The sequence below is a fragment of the Stackebrandtia soli genome (genome assembly GCF_965137155.1).
GTDB lineage: Bacteria > Actinomycetota > Actinomycetes > Mycobacteriales > Micromonosporaceae > Stackebrandtia > Stackebrandtia soli.
Map to the genome: position 1 here is coordinate 17435 of NZ_CBCRZX010000034.1, position 20586 is coordinate 38020.

18 protein-coding genes are annotated in these 20586 nt (G+C 68.6%); 13 read left to right on the forward strand and 5 right to left on the reverse strand.

The window, feature by feature from the left end:
• The first annotated feature begins 28 nt into the window (after positions 1 to 28).
• From ACM9NP_RS17610 to ACM9NP_RS17630, 5 genes are all read left to right on the forward strand, one after another.
• Positions 29 to 1108 (forward strand): WG repeat-containing protein, encoded by a 1080-nt coding sequence (locus ACM9NP_RS17610; RefSeq protein WP_415647813.1) that lies wholly within the window; start codon positions 29 to 31, stop codon positions 1106 to 1108.
• A gap of 65 nt (positions 1109 to 1173) precedes the next feature.
• The gene (locus ACM9NP_RS17615) at positions 1174 to 2172 is read left to right on the forward strand and encodes an aldo/keto reductase family protein (RefSeq protein ID WP_415647814.1); all 999 of its coding nucleotides are present in this window, start codon (positions 1174 to 1176) and stop codon (positions 2170 to 2172) included.
• Between the two features lie 87 nt (positions 2173 to 2259).
• Complete coding sequence (locus ACM9NP_RS17620; protein ID WP_415647815.1) at positions 2260 to 2667, forward strand: VOC family protein; 408 nt, start codon at positions 2260 to 2262, stop codon at positions 2665 to 2667.
• Positions 2668 to 2798: 131 nt separating this feature from the next.
• Entirely contained in the window at positions 2799 to 3413 is a 615-nt protein-coding gene (locus tag ACM9NP_RS17625) for a hypothetical protein (RefSeq protein ID WP_415647816.1), read from the forward strand.
• A 107-nt stretch (positions 3414 to 3520) separates the two neighbouring features.
• Positions 3521 to 5668, forward strand: coding sequence for an acyltransferase family protein (locus tag ACM9NP_RS17630; protein ID WP_415647817.1), 2148 nt, complete (start codon positions 3521 to 3523; stop codon positions 5666 to 5668).
• A 15-nt stretch (positions 5669 to 5683) separates the two neighbouring features.
• Here the strand turns inward: ACM9NP_RS17630 and ACM9NP_RS17635 are convergent, their stop codons facing one another.
• The 3 genes from ACM9NP_RS17635 to ACM9NP_RS17645 form a co-directional block, all read right to left on the reverse strand.
• Positions 5684 to 6070, reverse strand: a complete 387-nt coding sequence (locus ACM9NP_RS17635; protein WP_415647818.1) for a hypothetical protein — start codon at positions 6068 to 6070, stop codon at positions 5684 to 5686.
• Positions 6071 to 6299: 229 nt separating this feature from the next.
• Positions 6300 to 7577, reverse strand: coding sequence for an HtaA domain-containing protein (locus tag ACM9NP_RS17640; protein ID WP_415647819.1), 1278 nt, complete (start codon positions 7575 to 7577; stop codon positions 6300 to 6302).
• Between the two features lie 53 nt (positions 7578 to 7630).
• Complete coding sequence (locus tag ACM9NP_RS17645; protein ID WP_415647820.1) at positions 7631 to 9106, reverse strand: HtaA domain-containing protein; 1476 nt, start codon at positions 9104 to 9106, stop codon at positions 7631 to 7633.
• A gap of 107 nt (positions 9107 to 9213) precedes the next feature.
• Here ACM9NP_RS17645 and ACM9NP_RS17650 point away from each other — a divergent pair, with 107 nt between their 5' ends.
• Genes ACM9NP_RS17650 through ACM9NP_RS17670 form a run of 5 tightly spaced genes read left to right on the forward strand, consistent with a single transcriptional unit; the run spans position 9214 to position 13238 of the window.
• Positions 9214 to 10236: a heme/hemin ABC transporter substrate-binding protein gene (locus tag ACM9NP_RS17650; protein ID WP_415647821.1), complete on the forward strand. Its 1023-nt coding sequence runs from the start codon at positions 9214 to 9216 to the stop codon at positions 10234 to 10236.
• A gap of 2 nt (positions 10237 to 10238) precedes the next feature.
• Positions 10239 to 11336: a FecCD family ABC transporter permease gene (locus tag ACM9NP_RS17655; RefSeq protein WP_415647822.1), complete on the forward strand. Its 1098-nt coding sequence runs from the start codon at positions 10239 to 10241 to the stop codon at positions 11334 to 11336.
• The gene (locus ACM9NP_RS17660; protein ID WP_415647839.1) at positions 11336 to 12196 is read left to right on the forward strand and encodes a heme ABC transporter ATP-binding protein; all 861 of its coding nucleotides are present in this window, start codon (positions 11336 to 11338) and stop codon (positions 12194 to 12196) included. Before ACM9NP_RS17655 ends, ACM9NP_RS17660 begins: the two co-directional genes overlap by 1 nt.
• Before the next feature lie 56 nt (positions 12197 to 12252).
• Positions 12253 to 12948 (forward strand): biliverdin-producing heme oxygenase, encoded by a 696-nt coding sequence (locus tag ACM9NP_RS17665; protein ID WP_415647823.1) that lies wholly within the window; start codon positions 12253 to 12255, stop codon positions 12946 to 12948.
• A complete protein-coding gene (locus ACM9NP_RS17670; protein WP_415647824.1) occupies positions 12945 to 13238 on the forward strand; it encodes a DUF2470 domain-containing protein in 294 nt (97 codons plus the stop codon). The genes ACM9NP_RS17665 and ACM9NP_RS17670 overlap by 4 nt, the downstream gene beginning before the upstream one ends.
• Positions 13239 to 13293: 55 nt before the next feature.
• On the opposite strand, the gene miaA is transcribed toward ACM9NP_RS17670, so the two are convergent.
• Positions 13294 to 14226 (reverse strand): tRNA (adenosine(37)-N6)-dimethylallyltransferase MiaA, encoded by a 933-nt coding sequence (gene miaA / locus ACM9NP_RS17675; RefSeq protein ID WP_415647825.1) that lies wholly within the window; start codon positions 14224 to 14226, stop codon positions 13294 to 13296.
• A 279-nt stretch (positions 14227 to 14505) separates the two neighbouring features.
• Here miaA and ACM9NP_RS17680 point away from each other — a divergent pair, with 279 nt between their 5' ends.
• The 3 genes from ACM9NP_RS17680 to ACM9NP_RS17690 all read left to right on the forward strand — a co-directional run bounded on the left by ACM9NP_RS17680 (position 14506) and on the right by ACM9NP_RS17690 (position 18808).
• The gene (locus ACM9NP_RS17680; RefSeq protein WP_415647826.1) at positions 14506 to 15726 is read left to right on the forward strand and encodes a DUF349 domain-containing protein; all 1221 of its coding nucleotides are present in this window, start codon (positions 14506 to 14508) and stop codon (positions 15724 to 15726) included.
• Between the two features lie 90 nt (positions 15727 to 15816).
• Entirely contained in the window at positions 15817 to 16569 is a 753-nt protein-coding gene (locus ACM9NP_RS17685) for a tyrosine-protein phosphatase (RefSeq protein WP_415647827.1), read from the forward strand.
• A gap of 70 nt (positions 16570 to 16639) precedes the next feature.
• Positions 16640 to 18808 carry a SpoIIE family protein phosphatase gene (locus ACM9NP_RS17690; protein WP_415647828.1) on the forward strand — a complete coding sequence of 723 codons (2169 nt, stop codon included), beginning with the start codon at positions 16640 to 16642 and terminating at the stop codon, positions 18806 to 18808.
• A gap of 192 nt (positions 18809 to 19000) precedes the next feature.
• On the opposite strand, the gene miaB is transcribed toward ACM9NP_RS17690, so the two are convergent.
• Positions 19001 to 20494, reverse strand: a complete 1494-nt coding sequence (miaB, locus tag ACM9NP_RS17695; RefSeq protein ID WP_415647840.1) for a tRNA (N6-isopentenyl adenosine(37)-C2)-methylthiotransferase MiaB — start codon at positions 20492 to 20494, stop codon at positions 19001 to 19003.
• Between the last annotated feature and the right edge of the window lie 92 nt (positions 20495 to 20586).

Below are 20586 nucleotides of genomic sequence, written 5' to 3' on the forward strand. Positions count from 1 at the left end.
GCATGTGAACTCATGGCAAAGTGTGCGCATGGCGGATGTCGCGGCGGACCTTCGAGAAGCGGTTCGCGGTGTGCTCGGCCCACTTGAGGTCGCCACACTCACACAACAGGTCCTCGATTACGGCATGCTCGTCGCCGTCCGGGACGAAACGTCCAGACGGCTGCTTGAAGCCACGACCGACACTCACAAGGCACAACTTCTCGGGGTCAGATCACTCACGCAGCGGCTGCTGCGCGAGTTCGACCCCGCCGAATCCGATGCGAAACAGGCCCTCGAACACGCCGAATCCGTCGGCGTCGACACCCTCGAGGCGCCCGCGCGAGTCCGGCTCGGCCAGGTGTACCGCATGCGCGGTGATCACCAGGACGCCGACCGGATGTTCGCGCTCGCCGAGATGGGAGAACTACCGAAACGACTCATCGGACGCGTCCTCGCGATCGCGGCGCTCTCCTGCATTGCGCAGGACCGCCTCACCGAGGCGCTCGTCCACATCGAACGCGCCATTGAATACACGGCGGACGAGTTCACGACCTCGGTCGCCGAACCCGCCCTGGAGATCGTCTACCGACGCGCCCCCGCTGGCTTCGGCCCGGCATCGAGGTCATGGGATGAGCGCGCCGGTTTCCCCTTCCCCCGTCGTTTCCAAGACCCGCACACCGGCAAGTGGGGCTTCCTCGACAAGGACCGCACGGTCGTCGTCCCCCCGAAGTACGACGACGTGGGCGACTTCCGAGGCGGGGTCGCCGCCGTGAAGACCGGCGGATGGGGAGCCATCGACACCACCGGCGCCCAGGCCGTCCCGTTCCTTTACGACCGAATGCGCACCCCACTGCCAGACGGACGGTCCGTCACCGGTTTCGTCAACGGCATGGCCGTCGTCGACCGGCGCGGCACCAAGGGTGTCGTCAACCGTTCGGGCCGTCTCATCGTGCCGCCGCACCACCGTGACATCGTCATCCACCCGTCCGGCTTCGCCGTGACGCGAGGAGGCGACCAGTGGGGCGCCCGCGATCGGTCCGGCGACGAACTCCTGCCCCCGCAATACGACCGACGCACCATCCTGCGTCGGCTCGACGCCCTACTCGAGATCGATGATGGTCCACTGTGATTTATCAACGCGCCGTGCCCCAGCGCACATGACGAACCACCCTGCCCTTGGGTAACGTCGAGCCCGTGGAATATCGACACCTAGGCCGCAGCGGCCTCATCATCAGTGAAATCGCGTACGGCAACTGGATCACCCACGGTTCCCAGGTCGAGGAGGACGCCGCCGTCGCGTGCGTCAACGCCGCACTCGACGCCGGGATCACGACCTTCGACACCGCCGACGTCTACGGGCGCGGCGCGGCCGAGGAAGTCCTCGGCCGCGCACTCGCCGGCCAGCGCCGCGACGGCCTGGAGATCTTCACCAAGGTCTACTGGCCGATGGGCGACGGCAAGAACGACCGAGGCCTGTCCCGCAAGCACATCATGGCGTCCATCGACGACTCCCTACGTCGGCTCCAGACGGACTATGTGGACCTTTACCAGGCCCACCGTTACGACTACCAGACCCCGCTCGACGAGACCATGCAGGCGTTCGCCGACATCGTCCACGCCGGCAAGGCCCACTACATCGGCGTCTCCGAGTGGAAGGCCTCGCAGATCCGTGAAGCCGCCGCGCTCGCCAAGGACCTCAACATCCAGCTCGTGTCGAGCCAGCCCCAGTACTCGGCGCTGTGGCGAGTCATCGAGGCCGAGGTCGTGCCGACGTGCGAGGAGCTCGGCATCGGCCAGATCGTCTGGTCGCCGCTGGCCCAGGGCGTCCTGACCGGCAAGTACCTCCACGGCCAGCCCGCCCCCGCCGGCAGCCGCGCGACCGACCCGAACTCGTCCCACTTCGTACAGTCCTTCTTGAACAATCAGGAACTGCTGGAGCGGGTGCAACTCCTCAAGCCGATCGCCGAAGACCTCGGCCTGACCATGGCCCAGCTGGCACTGGCGTGGGTCCTTCAGAACGGGAACGTCTCGGCCGCGATCATCGGAGCGACCCGCCCCGAGCAGGTCGCCGACAACGTCAAGGCCTCCGGCGTGAAGCTGACGACCGATGTCCTGAAGGCCATCGAGGAAGCCCTCGCCCCGGTCGCCGAGTTCGACGCGGGCAAGACCGAAAGCCCGAACCCGCGCGCCTGAACCACCGCGGCGCGGCCCCGCTCGAAACGGTGGGGCCGCGCCCCGTCGGGCACGTCTCGTCGAGCCGTCCGACCGTAGACTGCCGACGTGACCGATGAGGAAGCCCGGCGGGGCGTCTCCCGCGAGCGATGGGACCGGACCGCCTGGTGGGGAGTCGTCCTCGACACCGACGACGTCGAAACGTTGACCCGCTTCTACTCCGAGTTGCGCGGCTGGCCGATCTGGAAACTCGACGAGGACGGTGCGGCGCTGGACCTCGGCGAGGGCGTCGCCTACCTCGGTATTCAGCTCAACCCCGATTACGTGCGGCCCACCTGGCCGGGCAGGCCCGGCGAGCAGCAGATGATGCTGCACCTGGACTTCCAGGTCACCGACCTCGAAGCCGAGACGGCCAGGGCGATCGCCCTCGGCGCCCAGCTGTGCGCCGACCAACCCCAGGACGACGTGCGCGTCCTCCTCGATCCGGCGGGTCATCCCTTCTGCCTCTACGTGTGACAGCGCATGGATCGGACCTCGGCCCGTCGTCGCATTAGTCGCCGAGTCGCCGCCCTTCACATATGCATCGGTTTCGATATATATTTCGATACTTCTAATCCGCGAACGGCCTCCCTCTTTACGCTTGCCCCATGACCGAACACCCCGTGCACGAAGCCCCCCGACCCGAGTGGCATCAAACCGCCTTCACCGTGCCTCCCGCACACCAGGCCGACCGCATCCCGGACACCCTCGCCTACGTCGTGCGCCCCTCGCCCGCGCGCGCGATCGGCGCCGGGCTCGGCTTCGGATTCGCGTGGTCGGTGCTGATGAGCGTCGCGTGGTGGTTCCGCCTCGACGCCCCGGACGCCGCCCTGGCCACCGCCTTGACGCTCGTCTTCGGGGTGGTCCTCTTCGGGGGATTCATGGCGCTCTTCATGACGATCGGCGGGCCGCTCCTGGCCTGTGACGAGCACGGCGTCTGGCTGCGCTCGCGCAAGTTCCCGGTCCGCGCCCTGTGGTTGCCATGGGAGGCCGTGCGCGGCATGCGGCTGAAGCGATGGGGCGGCGATCGGGCACTGTGCGTCGAACCGTTCGACTCGCACGCGGGCCGGGGCGGCGCCCTGACCGCCCTCGAACACGCGCAAAGTCGGCTCATGGTCGGAACGAGACTGACGATGAGCACCCTCATCGCCGACCGACCGACCCCGGAGTTGATCGCCGCGATCGCGCACTACTCACGCGGACGGATCCACGTCCAAGGGTAAGGCCGTCGCACCGCCCCGTCCGACACGCGGAACCCGTCGGGAAACCCGAGGCCGACGGCCCCAGACCCCGATAATGCGAGGCTTTGGCGGAACAACCGAAGGCACGCATGACCACCACAATTGAACAAAATAGACAGACGCGGTACGGGATCGCACGTCGACGACCCGCCCCGGCGACGAACTCGGGGTTCCGCCCCGACATCGAGGGACTGCGCGCCGTCGCCGTCGGGCTCGTCGTCGCCGCCCACGCGGGCATCCCCGCGCTGGCGGGCGGTTTCGTCGGCGTCGACGTCTTCTTCGTCATCTCCGGCTTCCTCATCACCACGCTCCTCGCGCGCGAACTGCGCCACACCGGCACGATCTCGCTGCGGCGCTTCTACGCCCGGCGCTTCACCCGACTCCTGCCCGCGTCCACCCTCGTCCTGCTCGCGACGCTCCTCGCGGCCTGGCTGTGGCTGCCGATCACCCGCCTCGCCGGTCTGGGCTGGGACGCCGTCGCCGCGTCGGGCTACGCGGTGAACCTGCGGCTCGCGATCGTCGGCACCGACTACTTCGGAGCCGACTCGCCTCCGTCGGCGCTGCAACACTTCTGGTCACTCGCGGTGGAGGAGCAGTTCTATCTACTGTGGCCACTGCTGCTGCTCGGAGTCGCGAGCGTCGCGGGCCCTCGGTCCCGCCGCTCCACCCGGCTCGCGGTAACGGCCGTATCGGGGGTGTTCGTCGCGTCCTTCGCGCTGAGTCTGACGTACTCCGCCGACGCCGCCTCCTGGTCGTACTTCGGACCGCACACGCGCGCGTGGGAGCTGGCGGCGGGCGCGCTGCTCGCTCTCGCCGCTCCCCGCCTCACACGAATCGCCCCGCCCGTCGCGGCGGCGGCGAGCTGGCTCGGCCTCGCCGCCATCGGAACCGCCGCGTTCCTCTTCGACGACGGCACCGCATTCCCCGGTCACGCCGCCCTCCTACCGGTCGCGGGCACGGTGCTCGTCATGGCCGGCGGCACCACCGGCGCCCGCCACGGCGCGTTCGCTCTGTTGCGGCTGCGGCCGTTCCAGTTCGTCGGCCGTCTCTCCTACGGCTTCTATCTGTGGCACTGGCCCGTCCTGCTCATCGCGCCGTTCGCGTTCGACCGCACCGGATCCATCGCCTTCAACGGTTTGGCGATGCTAGGCGCCCTCGGATTGGCTTGGGCGACATACCGTCTCGTCGAAGACCCGCTCCGGCGGCTACCCGTGTGGAAACACGCCCCGTGGCGCGCGATCGGGCTCGGCGCGACGCTGACCGCAGCCACGACAGCCGCCGCAGTGGTGGCGATCGTCGTCCTGGTGCCACTGGCGACGCCTCGTGGCGCCCCGGCGACCGACACCACGGCCGCGCTGTCGAACGCGACGGACGCCAACGCGACGCTGTCCGGGCTCATCAGCGCGTCCGCCGATCAGTCGATGCTCCCGTCCAATCTGACACCGACCCTGGACGCCGTTGGCGGTGATCGCCCGGCCGTCTACCGGGATGACGAGTGCCATCTCGATCTGACGGACAGCCGGACCAGAAACGGGATCTGCTCCTACGGTGACGTTGACGCCGAACGCACGATGGTCCTGTTCGGAGACTCGCACGCGGCTCAATGGCTACCCACCCTCAGCGTGATCGCGCGGGACACCGGCTGGCGACTGGTTCCGTTGACCCGCAGCGGTTGCCCCGTGGCGACGGTCGAGATCTTCCACGACCATCTGAAACGCCGCTACACCGAATGCTCGGGTTGGCGGGCCGAGTCCTTCGCGCTCATCGAGAGACTCGACCCCGAGTTCATCGTGACGAGTTCGATCAACGGACACGCGCCCATCGACGGGACCGGCGCCCGTGTGCCGGACCAGGACGGTGCGATGGTCGACGGTTGGGAAACGACCTTCGATCGACTTCAGGACTCCGGCCGTGAGCTCACGTACATCATGGACACTCCGCACTTCGGTCGGCCGGTCCCCGACTGCGTCGCGAGCCACCCCACCGAGGTCGAGGAATGCGCCGTCGCCTCGGCGGACGCCCGACTCGACCCGGATCGAGCACAAAGGATCGCCGAGCTCGCCTCCGCGAACGACATCGACGTCATCGACCCGCTGCCGTTGTTCTGCGCCGAGGGGATCTGCCCGGCCGTCATCGGCAACACGTTGATCCTGAGGGACTCCAACCACATCACGACCGTCTACATGAGGGCGATCGCCCCACTGCTGGAACCACGTCTACCCATCATGGATGGTTGACGGACGCCGGACGGGTCAGGAATGTCGCTTCATCGACGCCAACAGCAGCACCGAGCCGAGGGCGAGAAAGACGGCCCCGAGCGCCGCGATGACGCCGAGATTCGGGACGGCGGCGAAGGACTCGCCGTCGGGGATGGCTCCACGCGGCGCGGGAACCTCACCGAGAGCGGGGGCACCGGCGAGCGCCGCCCGGTCGCCGGGGAGCGGTCTCGTCAGCGTGCGATCAAGGCCGGCGAGGCCGATTCCCGCGCCGATGCGAGGTGAGCCCGCCACGTCACACGGCGTCGCGGATTCGTCCACACTGGAGTCAGAGACGATGGCGACACCCAGCCTGCCGCCGCCGGCGGCGGGGGCGAACGCGGCGCCGATCACGCCGAGCAAGAGCACGGAAAGACCGATCACGCCGACCCGCGACCTTCCCGACGACCGAGCGGACAATCGACCATTCATACCCGACACTCGTTCCCCCTCGGTCCATCCACGAACAAGGTCACTGTAAGACACGAAGTGAGGACTTCGAGTGCTTCTTCGTATGCCGGATGAACGAGGACGGTCGGGGTTCCCGCCTACCGGGAACCCCGACCGTCTCGCCGGGCGATGCGTCGACGGATCGCTCGGCGGTAGTGCGGGCTTAGGCCGCGGCGCCCAGGGCGCGGCGACGGGTCAGCCACAGGGCTCCGCCACCGACGACGAGCAGACCGGCGCCACCGGCCAGGATCGCCGTCAGGGAGGCGCCGGTCTTCGCGAGAGTCGGGCCGCCCGGGCCGGCCGGAACGCCGGGGTTGCCACCGGGGATGGTGGCGTCGTCGGTGAGCGCCAGGTGAACCGTCAACGGGTCGAGCTCGGTGCCCTCTCCGTAGAAGCCGCCGAAGTAGTCGCCGCCCTCGGCGGTCAGGGTGACGGGCGCGTCGACGAGGCTGGCCACGCCGTCCGAAGTGGTGAAACCGTCGCCGAGGTCCACGTTCGCGATCGCGACGTCGCCCGAGTACAGGAGGGCGTCGGCGCCGTCTCCGACGAGCCGCAGGTCCGACAGCGTCAGGTCGAGTTCGTAGGTGCCGTCGCCGTGGCTGTGGCCGTAGAAGCGGACGGCGCCGTCGAAGACGACGTCCACCGCGTCAGCGGCGAAGTCACCGGAGGCGTTCATGAAGCGGAACCCGGCGTCGGTCTCGGTCGCGCCGTCGGAGACCTCGATGTCGCCGTCGGCGATCGGCCCGACGATGTAGTTGCGGAAGGATTCCTTGACACCCCAGTCGAGGGAGCCGTCGGAGACTTCGCCGTCTGCCGGGGTCGGGGTGCCGTCGTCGCCGGTGGTGACGATGACGGTGGCGGTGTCGAGCGCGGTGCCCTCGCCGTAGAAACCGCCGAACGCGCCCGAACCGTTCGCCGTGAGCGTCGCGGCGATCCCGGCGATGGTGGTGACGTCGCCGTCGGTGGAGCGTTCGGCTCCCGCGTCGTCCAGGTCCGCGAGAGTGACGCCGGGGTACTCGACGAATTCACCGGAGCTCATGTCCTTCGACGTGACGTCGGCGGTGAGTTCGCCGCTCGCGGTGTCGACCGCGAGGTTGGCGATCGTCAGGTCGAGCGCGCCGTGGTGGGCCTCGAAGCGAACCGCGCCGGTGAATGACACGGAGACGTCGTCGCCGGAGAGGGTGCCGGTTCCGGAGCCGAATCCGAAGGTGCCATCGGCGTTCTCGACAGCTCCATCGAGGACGGTGATGTCGCCGCCGCCGATCGGTCCAGTTACGTAGTTGCGGAAGGATTCCTTGACACCCCAGTTGAGGGTGCCGTCGGAGACGGCGGCGTCGTCGGCGGAGGCGAGACCCGGCATGGCGCCGAGGCCCAGCAGCGCCGCCGCGGCGACGGCCGAGATCCGGCCGAGCCACCGCCGAATCGGGGTGTGGGTGGACATAATGGTGTGTCTCCTTTGTACATACGCGTTGTTGGACGCGTGGGGTGTCGGGTTCACTGCCGGTCTGCGGGACGGCTTTCGTCCGGGGTCGCGGTGCTGGTGTCGGGCTTCGCATCGCCGTCAGGGGCGGGAGCGACGTCGGTGTCGGTGTGCGTTCCGGTATCGGCTCGCGCGTCGCCGGTGTCCGGGGCGGATGACTTGCGGCGCTGACGCCAGATCAGGCCGAGGGCGAGCGCGAGCACCGCGACGCCCGCGGCGATCGCGATGACGGTGGCCCATGGGGTGCCGGGGGCCGGGGTCTCAGTGGCGGCGTCTTCGGCACTGGGAGTCGGTTCGGGATCGCTGCCGAGGTCGGGCAACGGAGGGATGGCCGCGTCCGCGTCGAGCGGGACGGCGACGGTGATCGGGTCCATCGCGGTGCCCGGCTGGTAGAGCCCGGCGAGCGCGGTCGCACCGTCTTCGGTGAGGACGGTCGGGACCTGGTCGATCAGGATCAGCCCGTCCGCGGCGGCCAGGTCGGACGCGTCGAAGGTGACGATCTCGGCGTCCTTCGTGGTGTCCCCGTCGGCGGTGACGGTGGCGGTCAGGATGCCTTCGTCCTTTGTGATCTTCATGGCCACGTCGGAGAACGTGACGTCGACGCCGTCTCCGGTGAAGCTGAGACTGCCCTCGAACTCCGCGGTGAGGGTCGACTTCTTCTCGTCGTACTCGCCGTCGCCATCGGGGAAACGGAACAGCGCGCCACCGTCCTGGGCGCCGTCGGCGAGTTCCCAACCGCCCTTGGCGATGTCGCCCGCCACGAACTCGCGCCAGGTGCGTTTCACTCCCCAGTCGACGGCCGCCCCGGAGAACTCGCCGTCGTCCTTGTCCTCGTCGTCGTCCTTCGCGTCATCGTCGTCGGCCGGTGCGGCCGTGATGTCGCCGGAGAAGTTCATCGGGTCGAGCGCGGTGCCGGCGCTGTAGTAGCCCTCGAACGCGGTGGCGCCCTCGGCCGTGAGGGTGACGGGGACATCGAACAGCGCCAACGACGTTCCGGCGTCCCGAGTGTCCAGACCGGACACTCCAAGCGTGCCGAACGGAACGCGGCTGTTCGTGCTGGTCTCGCCGCCATGGCGGGTGATGATGTCGACGTAGAGCGTTCCGTTGCCACCGGCGAGTTCCACGGTCGGATTGGTGATGGTCAGGTCCATCTCGAACCCACCGTCGTCGGTCGGGTGCCCCTGGAATCGGACGCCGCCGGAGTAGCGGGCCGTGAACGCCCCGCTGCCCCCGTCGTAGTCACCGGTCGCCGAGTGGAAGCGGAACTGACTGTCACCTGTGGTTCCGGCGCCGTCGACGAGACTCCAGGCGCCCTTGGCGATCGGGCCGGTCACGTAGTTCTGGAACGACTTCTTGATCCCCCAGTCGAGGCGTCCACCGGAGACGGTGTCGGCGGCGTGAGCGGGGGTCGCGGTGAGCGCTGTCATGAACGCGCAGGTGAAGGCGACGATCAGCGCCAGTGACGCGCGGGTTCGTCGTGAGGCAGACAAGGGGCACCTCCGGGGAGCGAAATTTAGGCAAGGCTAACCTAAGCGGTATTGCTCGTGGGGTACCGGCACCACCCCCACTGACCACCCCCGACACGAACGAGGACCCGATGCGACTCCCCCTCTTGCGCGGCAATCGATCCCGGAAATCGCGACGACTCGTCACCGGATGCGTCGTCGCGGCGTTGCTGACCACCGCCGGGTGCGCCAAGACGGAAGCACCCGCCGCCGATCCGACCTCGGAGGCCACCGCCGACAGGGTCGAACCACTCCAGGTCATTCCGGAGCCCAGGCTTCCGGTGACAGTGGAATCCCTTGACGGACAACAGGTCACGGTCGACAGCGTCGACCGGCTCGTGCCGCTGTCGGGCTCGCTGTCCGAGATTGTTTTCACACTCGGACTCGGCGACAAGGTCGTCGCCCGCGACATCACCGCCACCTTCGAGCAGGCGAACGACCTTCCCGTCGTCACGCGCGGGCACGACGTATCGGCAGAGAGCGTCCTGTCGCTGCGGCCCACACTGGTCATGGCGGACTCGTCCACCGGCCCCGCCGAGGCGATGGAACAGATCGCGGCCGCCGGCGTCCCCGTCATCGTCTTCCGCCCGGCGTCCGATTTGGACGACATCGATCGGCGGGTCGCCGACGTGGCCCGAGCCCTCGGCATCGACGACGTGGGAGAGCTACTGCGCGAACGGATCAACGAACGCATGGCCGCCGCCATCGCCGACATCCCGGAGCGGGCCGAGACACCGCGTGTCGCGTTCCTCTACCTGCGCGGGTCGGCGTCGGTGTACATGATCGGCGGCACCGATTCGGGGGCGACGCCCCTCATCGAGGCGGTGGGCGCGATCGACGCGGGCGCCGAGTCCGGTATCGACGGAGACTTCGTGCCGATCACGTCCGAGGCCATGGCGACCGCCGCCCCCGACGTCATCCTGCTCATGACGAAGGGACTCGAATCGGTCGGCGGAGTCGAGGGGCTCGTCGAGATCCCCGGCATCGCCCAGACCCCGGCCGGCATGAACGAACGCGTCGCCGTCATCGACGACGGAGTGCTCCTCAACTACGGCCCCCGCACCGATCAGGTACTGCGGTCGCTCGCCGAGCAGATCCACACGGACGGGTTCTGACGATGGCGGTAGACGAACGGTCCCGGCTCGCCAAGCTCACCGAACCCTCCACTCCACGGCTGCCCAGATCACGGCTGCCTCGGGTGTTCGCGCTGACCGTCGGCATGCTCGGCGGCCTCGTCGTCGTGTGTGGACTCGCGGCGGGCATCGGCGCCTACCACATCGATCTCACCGACATCCTCGCGTCGGTGGCGAACCGACTCGGCCTCGGCGGAGCCGCCCTCGACACCGTCTCCGAGAGCGTCCTGTGGGACATCCGATTCCCCCGGATCGCGCTCGCGATCCTCGTCGGAGCCTCCCTCGGTTGCGCGGGCGCCATCATGCAGGGCGTCTTCGGCAATCCGCTCGCCGAACCGGGCGTCATCGGGATCTCCTCCGGCGCGGCGGTCGGTGCCGTCGCGGCGATCTCGCTGGGGCTCACCTTCCTCGGGACGTGGACGGTCACCGTCTTCGCGTTCATCACGGGCCTCATCACCGTGTTCGTCGTCTACATCCTTTCCCGCTCAAGAGGACGGACCGAGGTCATCACGCTGATCCTCACCGGCGTCGCCCTCAACGCCTTCGCCGGCGCCCTCATCGGACTGTTCATCTTCGTCGCCGACAACGCGCAACTGTCCACCATCACGTTCTGGCAGATGGGCTCGATGGCTCAGGCGACCTGGTGGAAGGTCCTCGCGGTCGCGCCGTGCGCGATCGCCGGACTCCTGATCGCACCGCTGTACGCGCGACGGCTCGACCTGCTGTCGCTCGGCGAACGACCCGCGCGCCACCTCGGCGTCGACGTCGAACGACTGCGAGTGATCCTCATCATCGTCGTCGCGTTGCTGACGGCGGCGGCGGTCGCGGTGTCGGGCGTCATCGGATTCATCGGCCTCGTCGTGCCGCACCTGCTTCGCATGGCGGCCGGACCGGGGCACCGTTTCCTGATCCCCGCCAGCGCGCTCGGCGGCGCGCTCGTCCTGACGGCGGGCGATCTCGTCGCCCGCACCGTCGCCGCCCCCGCCGAACTGCCGCTCGGGGTGCTGACCGCGCTGATCGGCAGCCCATTCTTCTTCTGGCTCCTGCGCAAGACCCGACGCAAACAAGGAGGTTGGGCGTGATGTGGTCCCGTATGGACACCGCACCGGCGATTCCGGTGCCACCGCTGGACGGCGACTCGCTGGCCTCCGTCGAGGGGGTCGGCGTCAGTCTCGGCGGACACCGCGTCCTCACCGGCGTCGACCTCGACGTCCGCGCGGGCGAGGTGCTCGCCCTCGTCGGACCGAACGGCGCCGGTAAGTCCACACTGCTGTCCGCTATCGCGGCCGACCTCCCGTGCGACGAGGGCACCATCTACATCGATCAACGACCCGCCACGGCATGGACGGCTGCGGCGCTCGCGCTGCGGCGATCCGTTCTACCGCAGGCGAACACCCTCGCGTTTCCGTTCACGGTCGCCGAAGTCGTCGAGATGGGCCGCGCCCCGTGGGCGCGCACGCCCGCGAGGGTCGACGACGACGAGGCGATCGCGCGCGCGATTCTCGACTGTGAACTCGGCGACTACGTCGACCGGCCGTTCTCGGACCTGTCGGGTGGCGAGCGGGCTCGCGTGGCGTTGGCTCGAGTGCTCGCGCAGCGGACCGCGTTGATGCTGTTGGACGAACCGACCGCCGCGTTCGATCTGCGGCATCAGGAGATGACGCTGCGGCTGTGCCGGGAGCGAGCGGCCGACGGCTGCGGAGTCGTCATCGTCCTGCACGACTTGACCTTGGCCGCGGCCTACTGCGATCGGGTCGCGCTTGTGGCGGACGGCCGACTCATGGCCTGCGGCAAGCCTTCCGAGGTCTTCCAGGCGAGGCTGTTGTCCGATGTGTACCGACAGCGGATCGAGGTGATCGCCCATCCTCGCACCGGAGACCTGCTGATACTGCCCGACCGCGAACCGTCCGGATCGTCTGATCAGGCGATACCACGAGCGTAATCGTTAGGTTAGCCTAACCACACCCCGTCATGGACCTTGTTGAAGGAAAGATTGAGATGACATTGGAAGCCCCCGCGAAACCGTTCTCGGTGATGTTGCGTGAGGCCACGTGGGCCAGACACGAGGGCATCGCCTCGACTGAGGACACCCCCGCCGAGGAGACCCCGGAGAAGGGAATCCTCGGTTCCCTCTTCGACGGTGAACTGCACCTGGACGACTTCACCGCGTGGACGGCGCAGCAGTACTTCGTCTACGACGTCATCGAGTCCGCCGCCGAACACTGGCACGGCCACGCCGTCGCGGGTCCGTTCGTTCTCGACGACATGACCCGCCGCACGGCGCTCGAAACGGACCTGGCGACGCTCGTCGGCGCGGACTGGCGCGAGACCATCAGCCCGCTGGCCTCGACGACCCGCTACCTGGACCGACTTCGTGAGGTCTGCTTCGACTGGCCGGGCGGCTTCGTCGCGCACCAGTACACGCGCTATCTCGGGGACATGTCGGGTGGCCAGGCATTCCGTCAGGCCGCCAACGACCTGTACGGCTTCGCCGACGGCCCCGGCGTCGGCTTCTACGTCTTCGACCGGATCGCGGACCTGACGGCCTTCAAGTCGGACTACCGCGCCCTGCTCGACAACGCGCCGTGGGACGACGAGGAACGACAGCGCATCATCGCCGAGGTCCTGGACGCCTACGACTACAACGAGGGCTTCCTGACCGAGCTCGCGCGCGGCATGCGGAGGTCGGTGTGACGAACCCGTTCGAACCCGACGTCATCGCCGCGATCACTCGGCACATGAACCACGACCACGGCGCCGACACCCTGGTCATGTGCCGGGGCACCGGCGGCCACCCCACCGCGACCGCCGCCCGCATGGACGGTTTCGACGCGACCGGCGGCGATTTCGTCGTCACCGTCGACGACACGGAGCTCCCATGCCGCATCGCGTGGGCCGAGCCGCTGTCGGAGCGCAAGGAGGTCCGGCCGGAGATCGTGCGGATCTACCAGGAGTCCCGCGCGCTCCTCGGCCTGGACGACTGAGCGGCCCACGACGCCTGGGGCACGGCACCCCGGGCGAACCGCCGACGGGAACGAATCACGCATCGTCGGACACCATGGACAGTACCTTGTGGGCAATGTCGGGGTCGGCCCCGTCGAACCAGCTGTACCGTTCGTGGCGACGGAACCACGACCGTTGACGACGCACGAACCGGCGAGTGCCCACGACCGTCTGCCGCTTCGCCTCGACCTCGTCGATGTCGCCCGCGAGTTGGCCGATCACCTGCCGATACCCGATGGCCCGCGAAGCGGTCACCCCGTCGGCGAGCCCCTGCTTCAGCAGGGACTCGACCTCGTCGACCAGCCCATCGGTCCACATCAGATCGACCCGCCGTTCGATCCGTTCGTCCAGCTCGGTCGTGTCCCGATCGACCGCCACGCTGACAGCCCGGTATAGGGGCTTCGGGTCCGGCAATCGTGCCGCGAACGACCCCGTCAACGACACGACCTCCAAGGCGCGCACGATCCGGCGTCCGTTCGACGGGAGGATCACCGCGGCCGCGTCCGCGTCGACCGACGCGAGCCGTTCGTGCAGCGCCGCCGGACCGATCCGCTCCAACTCCGCCTCCAACTCGGCGCGCAGGTCCGGATCCGTCCCGGGAAACTCCAGGTCCTCCACGACCGCCTGGATATAGAGCCCCGAACCACCGACGAGCACCGGCGTCCGGCCCCGTGCCAACAGCTCGTCGACGCGACTCCGCGCCAGCGCCTGATAGGCGGCGACGTTCGCGGTGCTCCGCACGTCCCAGATGTCGAGGAGGTGATGGGGAATGCCGCGCCGCTGATCGACAGGCACCTTCGCCGTCCCGATGTCCATGCCGCGGTACAGCTGCATCGAGTCCGTGTTGACGATCTCCCCACCGAGAGCCTCCGCCACGTCAAGCGACAGAGAGGTCTTCCCGGTCGCGGTGGGTCCCGCGATCACCACCAGCGGCCCCGGTAGGCTGGCCGCGTCGCCGTGACCGTTCATTCCCGTTCATCCCTCCCACACACGTCGGTTCGCCGCTCACCGCTTTGCCCGGTATCGGCGACGACACCACCACGCGACATTGCCAAATGGTCACGGTTTCATCGCGGCCGGGCACCTCGTGCCCGCCCTGCCAGGCACAACGGCAAAACCAGCCGGACATGGAGTTGGCGGGCACCCGCGATTGACCGTAAAGTACCTGAAGAGGAATTTCAGGACACGCACCTGGTCGGGCCGCGGCCCGGCTCCAACGACAGATCCGGCTAAGGAAAAGTGAACGCCATGAGCGGTGAGAACCAAGACGCGACGCGGTTCGGCCGAATTGACTCCGACGGTACCGTCTACGTCAAGACAGGTGCGGGTGAACGCGCCATAGGTTCCTGGCAGGCCGGCTCGCCTGAGGAAGGGCTCGCCCACTACGCGCGCCGTTACGCCGACATCGTGACCGAGGCCGACCTGTTGGCCGCCCGCCTCAACACCGGCAACGCCGACCCGACACAGACCTCCGCCGCCATCAAGAAGCTGCGGGCCTCCCTCGACGACGCCCACGCCATCGGCGACCTTGACGCGCTCGCGGCACGACTCGACGAACTGGCCGGCCGGGCGGAGTCGAAGGCCTCGGAAGCCAAGGAGGCGAAGGTCGCCGCCCGCGCCGACGCGGTCGCCCGCAAGGAGACCCTGGCCAAGGAGGCCGAGGACCTCGCCGAGTCCTCCCAGCAGTGGAAGTCCACTGGAGACCGCTTGAAGGCCATCGCCGATGAGTGGAAGACCATTCACGGCGCGGACCGCAAGAGCGACCAGGCCCTGTGGCGTCGATTCGCCGCCGCGCGTGACGCGTTCACCCGGCGTCGTGGCGCACACTTCGCGACGCTCGACTCCGAGCGCAAGACGATCGCCGTCCGCAAGGAGGAGCTGATCGCCGAAGCCGAGAAGCTCTCGCGGTCCGAGGACTGGGCGGACACCGCGTCCGCGCTCAAGGGCCTCATGACGGAGTGGAAGGCCGCGGGCCGTGTCGCTCCGGACGCTGAACAGAAGCTGTGGAAGCGATTCCGCGCCGCTCAGGACGCGTTCTTCACCCGCCGCAGCGAGGTGTTCTCGGCTCGCGACGCCGAGCAGAAGGACAACCTCGCCAAGAAGCGGGACCTGCTCACGACGGCCGAGGCCATCGACGTCGACGCCGACCCTCAGGCCGCGCAGAACGCGTTCCGCGAGATCCAGGCGCAGTGGGAGGACATCGGTCACGTCCCGCGCGACGCCATGTCGGGTCTGTCTCGTCGGCTGCGCGCCGTCGACGACAAGATCCGCGCGGCGCTCGACGTTGCGTGGCGTCGGACCCCGGTCGCGGAGAACCCCCTGCTGGCGCAGATGCGCGAGCAGGTCGCCAAGGCCGAGAAGCAACTGGAGCGCGCCAAGAACGACGGCGACGCCCGGCGCATCAAGAAGGCTGAGGAGGCGCTGAACGGAAAGCGCCAGTTCCTCCAGCTCGCCGAGAAGGCCCAGTAACACCGAAAGTGATCCTCGACGACGCGGCCACCGAAAGGGTGGCCGCGTCGTCGCTTCGTTTCGCCCGCAACGGCTCGTGAAGGAGCACCGATGACCCTCGACAGCGTCCCGCTCGAACCGGCTCCCCCGTCGGACCGGTTCGTCGCGTTGGAGCAGGTATTCAACTTCCGTGATCTCGGCGGCCTCACCACGACGAGCGGTCGGACCGTGCGCCGTGGCCTGGTGTTCCGCTCCGACCAGTTCGGCAACGCCTGCCCCGCCGACATCGACCACCTGGTCGACACGGTCGCGCTGCGCACCGTCGTCGATCTGCGGTCGGCGGAGGAGATCAAGGAGACGGGTTCCTTCCCGTCCGATCGGGGAGTCCGGGTCGCTCACGTGCCGTTGCGGCATCTACCGTGGGAACGCTTCGACCAGTGGTTCGAGGAGCACGAGTCGGCCGCCGGGTTCCTCACCCAGCGGTACACGGCCATGCTCGAGACCGGCGCCGACGAGGTCCGGCAGGTCCTCGAGTTGATGTGCGAGGAGACGCCACTGGCGTTCCATTGCATGGCGGGCAAGGACCGCACCGGGATCGTCGCGGCGGTGGCCCTCGGCCTGTTGGGGGTGGACCGCGACGACATCACCACGGACTTCGCGTTGACCCTGTACGGCATGACTCGATTCCGGGCCTGGTGCGAGGCGAACGACCGCGGCCTGGCGCGGTGGGGCCTGAGGCCGGAGGCCGAGGCGATGAGCGGGTTGTTGGACAACCTGGACGCGAGTTTCGGTTCGTTCGAGGGCTACGCGCGGGCGATCGGATTCACCGATGTCGACGCGTTGCGAGCCCGTTTGCTGGCGTAAAGCGTCACGACCTGCGCGAAGACAGCGTTCACCGTGTGACTCTTGGTGATGACGCCCTATCATTGGCGGAATGGGGGGGACGCCGAAACCGCACGGCTCGACCGTCACGGCCAAGACGGCCGCGATGGCGGGTGGGCGTCCCGACTTCACCGGCGATCTGAGGATCGCCACGGTCATCGTCGACGCCCAAGGCCGGATCAGTTACTTCAGTCCGCAGGCCGAGGAGCTCACCGGGTTCAAACGCAGCGAGGTCATCGGCCGTGATCTGCGGGTCCTGACCAGCACGTCCGCGGCCTTCGACACCGAACGCTTCCTGCGGTCACCGCGCAGCGGGGCGCCCGAGATCCAACAGATCCGGCGCGCGGACGGCGGCAGTCGAACGGTCATCCTGTACCGGCACCCGGTGCCCCAGCCGGTCGGGCCGCCCGCGCTGCTGCTCCAGGGCATCGACGCGGCGGCACAAGCGACCGGGGACGCGGGCCTGGCGATCCTGAACGCGTTCTTCCAACAGTCGACGATGGGCTTCGCGATCCTGGATCCGCAGCTGCGGTTCATCGCGGTGAACGACACGCTCGCCGCCTACCATCACCGCGACGCCGAGGACCACATCGGTCGAAACCTGCGCGAGGTGCACGACTCGACCGACATGGACGTCTACCTGTCGCTGCTGCGCGCCGTGTTGAAGACCGGCAAACCGGTGACGAACCTGCACATCCCCGGCCGCCCCACGGCGGAACCGGGAGCCGAGCAGGTGTGGTCGGTGTCCTGGTACCGGTTGACCGAACCCCCGGCCACCCCGATCGGCCTGTGCGGCGTCATCAGCGACATCACGAGGTCGGACCAGGCGACCTTGGACGCCGCCCGGAGCAGGTCCAGGCTCGCGCTGTTGAACCGCATCGGCGCCCGGCAGGACACGACGCTGGACTTCAGGACCGCCGCGCAGAACCTCGCGGAGACCTTGACGAACGAGTTCGCCGACCTGGCCTCGGTCGACCTGGTGCACGACATCCTCGCCGGTGAGGCACCCCCCGACTTCATCGAGGACGACACCCTCATCTCCCGTGTCGGCGCCTCGGCGCGACAGACGTCCCAGGACATCGAGACGCTGCTCGGGACGACGAATCCGCGCCCCGTCTCGCACACGAGCGCCTTCGCGGCCGTCCTCGCCGCGAACCAGCCTCGACTGTTCCAGGTCCCCCCGGCGGCGCAGTTGCCGTCGGCGTTGTTGCGCAACCCGGAGCGGGCCTCGGCGATGGGGGCGCTGCACAACGCGTCGATGCTCATCGCGCCGTTGCGGGCGCGGAACATGACCCTGGGGGCCCTGACATGTGCCCGGTTCGAAGGCCGTGAACCGTTCGACGACGAGGATCTGTTGCTGCTGAAGGACATCGCGGACCGGACGGCGCTGAGCATCGACAACTCCCGGCTGTACGCGATGGAGCGCCAGACGGCGTTGACCTTGCAGCTGAGCCTGTTGCCGCGCAAGCTTCCGAACGTCCCGGAAGTAGACGTGATCTATCGCTACCAACCGAACCGGACGGACCTGCGGGCCGGCGGCGACTGGTTCGACGTGATCGTTCAGCCGGGGCGGCGGATCGCGTTCATCGTCGGCGACGTCGCCGGGCACAGCATCAGCGCGGCCGCGGCGATGGGGCACTATCGCACGGCCGTGCGCAGTCTCGCGTCGATCGGCCTGGAACCGGCGGCACTGTTGACCCGGCTCAACGAACTCGCGTTGGGTCTGACCGACGAGGTCACCGCAACGTGCGTGTACGTCCTGTACGACCCGGTCCAGCACTGGTGCGTGATGGCGAGCGCGGGTCACCCGCCGCCGATCATCGCCCTGCCCGGGGAGACGGCGACGGCGACGGAGATCGCGGGCGGTCCGTTGCTCGGGGCGATCGAGGACGCGACCTACCAGGCGACGGCGTTGGAGACCCCTCCGGGAACTCGGTTGTTGCTCTACAGCGACGGCGTCGTCGAGTCGCGGCAGAACGGCTTCGACGCGGCGATCAGTCGCTTGGCACGTCGGATGCACACACGGATGCCGCCCGGCCAACTGCTCGACCGGATCATGGCGGAGTCGCCGAGCATCGAGGACGACCGGACGGTGCTGTTGGCGCAGTTGCGGGGTCTGATTCCCCACCTGCACAACACCGACTTAGCGTCCGTCGCGGTGGCCGCTCGCGCGGGGCCGCCGTCCGGGATCACGAGCGGCGTGGCGCGTCGGACGCGCTGAGTTCCTCCGAGAGCGGTGGCGACCGTCGTCGAGCCGATGGTCGTGACGGGCGACCTCGAAGGCACGTCGACGAACACGGTCGTCCTGTGTGGACTGGATGTCGTCGTCCCGGTCGGCACCGAGCCGACCGGGAACGACGAGACACCTTGGGGCGATGGCGATCCGAGGGACCGCCGTCCGCCACGGACGGCTTCAGTGCCCGCCGCAGCAGCCGCCCTCGTCGTTGGACGCCGCGACCTCGACCGGTCGCCCGATCGTCGGCATGCCGAGGGTGACCCCGGGCAGCTTCGGCGCGCGGCCCGCCTCCCACGCGTCACCGGCGCGGGTGTGCCGGTGGTCCGTGAGCAGGTCGTCGGCCATCAGGTGGTGCGGGGCGGCGGAGGTGATCACGGTCGTCACGATGTCGCCGGGACGCACGTCCCACCCGGTCGCGTCGAAGTGGACGAGTCGACCGTCGCGGGCGCGTCCGCTCATCCGGCCGGTAGCGGCGTCCTTGCGGCCCTCACCGACCGCGACGAGCAGCTCGACCGTCGACCCGACCTGCTTCTTGTTCTCGTCCCACGAGATCGAGTCCTGAAGGGCGACAAGGCGTTCGTAGCGTTCCTGGACGACGGCCTTCGGCACCTGGTCGTCCATCGTCGCGGCGGGCGTGCCGGGCCGGATCGAGTACTGGAACGTGAACGCCTGGGCGAAGCGCGCCTGACGCACGACGTCGAGGGTCGCCTGGAAGTCCTCCTCGGTCTCACCGGGGAAGCCGACGATGATGTCGGTCGAGATCGCCGCGTTCGGCATCGCCTGACGCACCCGGTCGAGAATCTCGAGGTAGCGACCGGAGCGGTACGAGCGGCGCATCGCCTTGAGGATCTTGTCCGAACCCGACTGAAGCGGCATGTGGAGCTGGTGGCAGACGTTGGGGGTCTCGGCCATCGCCGCGATCACGTCGTCGGTGAAGTCCTTCGGGTGCGGGCTGGTGAACCGGACCCGCTCCAAGCCCTCGATGGCGCCGCACGCGCGCAGGAGTTTTCCGAACGCCAGCCGGTCACCGAACTCGACGCCGTAGGAGTTGACGTTCTGCCCGAGCAGGGTCACCTCGAGGACGCCCTCGGCGACGAGCGCCTCGATCTCGGCGAGGATCTCGCCGGGCCGACGGTCCTTCTCCTTGCCGCGCAGGCTCGGCACGATGCAGAAGGTGCACGTGTTGTTGCACCCCACCGAGATGGACACCCAGCCGGAGTATGTCGAGTCGCGTTTGGTCGGCAGCGTCGACGGGAACACGTCGAGCGCTTCGAGGATCTCGACCTCGGCGGCGGCGTTGTGCTGGGCGCGGTCGAGGAGCGCGGGAAGCGAACCGATGTTGTGGGTGCCGAAGACGACGTCGACCCACGGCGCACGTTTGACGATCTCGCCGCGGTCCTTCTGGGCGAGGCAGCCGCCGACGGCGATCTGCATCCCGGGGTGCGCGTCCTTGACGGGGCGCAGGTGGCCGAGGTTGCCGTAGAGCCGGTTGTCGGCGTTCTCACGGACGGCGCAGGTGTTGAACACGACGACGTCCGGGTTCGCCTCGGCGTCGACCGGAACGTATCCGGCGTCCTCCAGCAGACCGCCGATGCGTTCGGAGTCGTGCACGTTCATCTGGCAGCCATAGGTGATGACTTTGTAGCTTTTAAAACCCGTTCCGAGAGACACCCGGCAAGGATAGTCGCGGCGCGGTTGCCCCTCCAGGTCGAGTGGGGTCCGCCCCGGGGACGGCTCCGGCACGCGTGACGCCGCGCCGACGG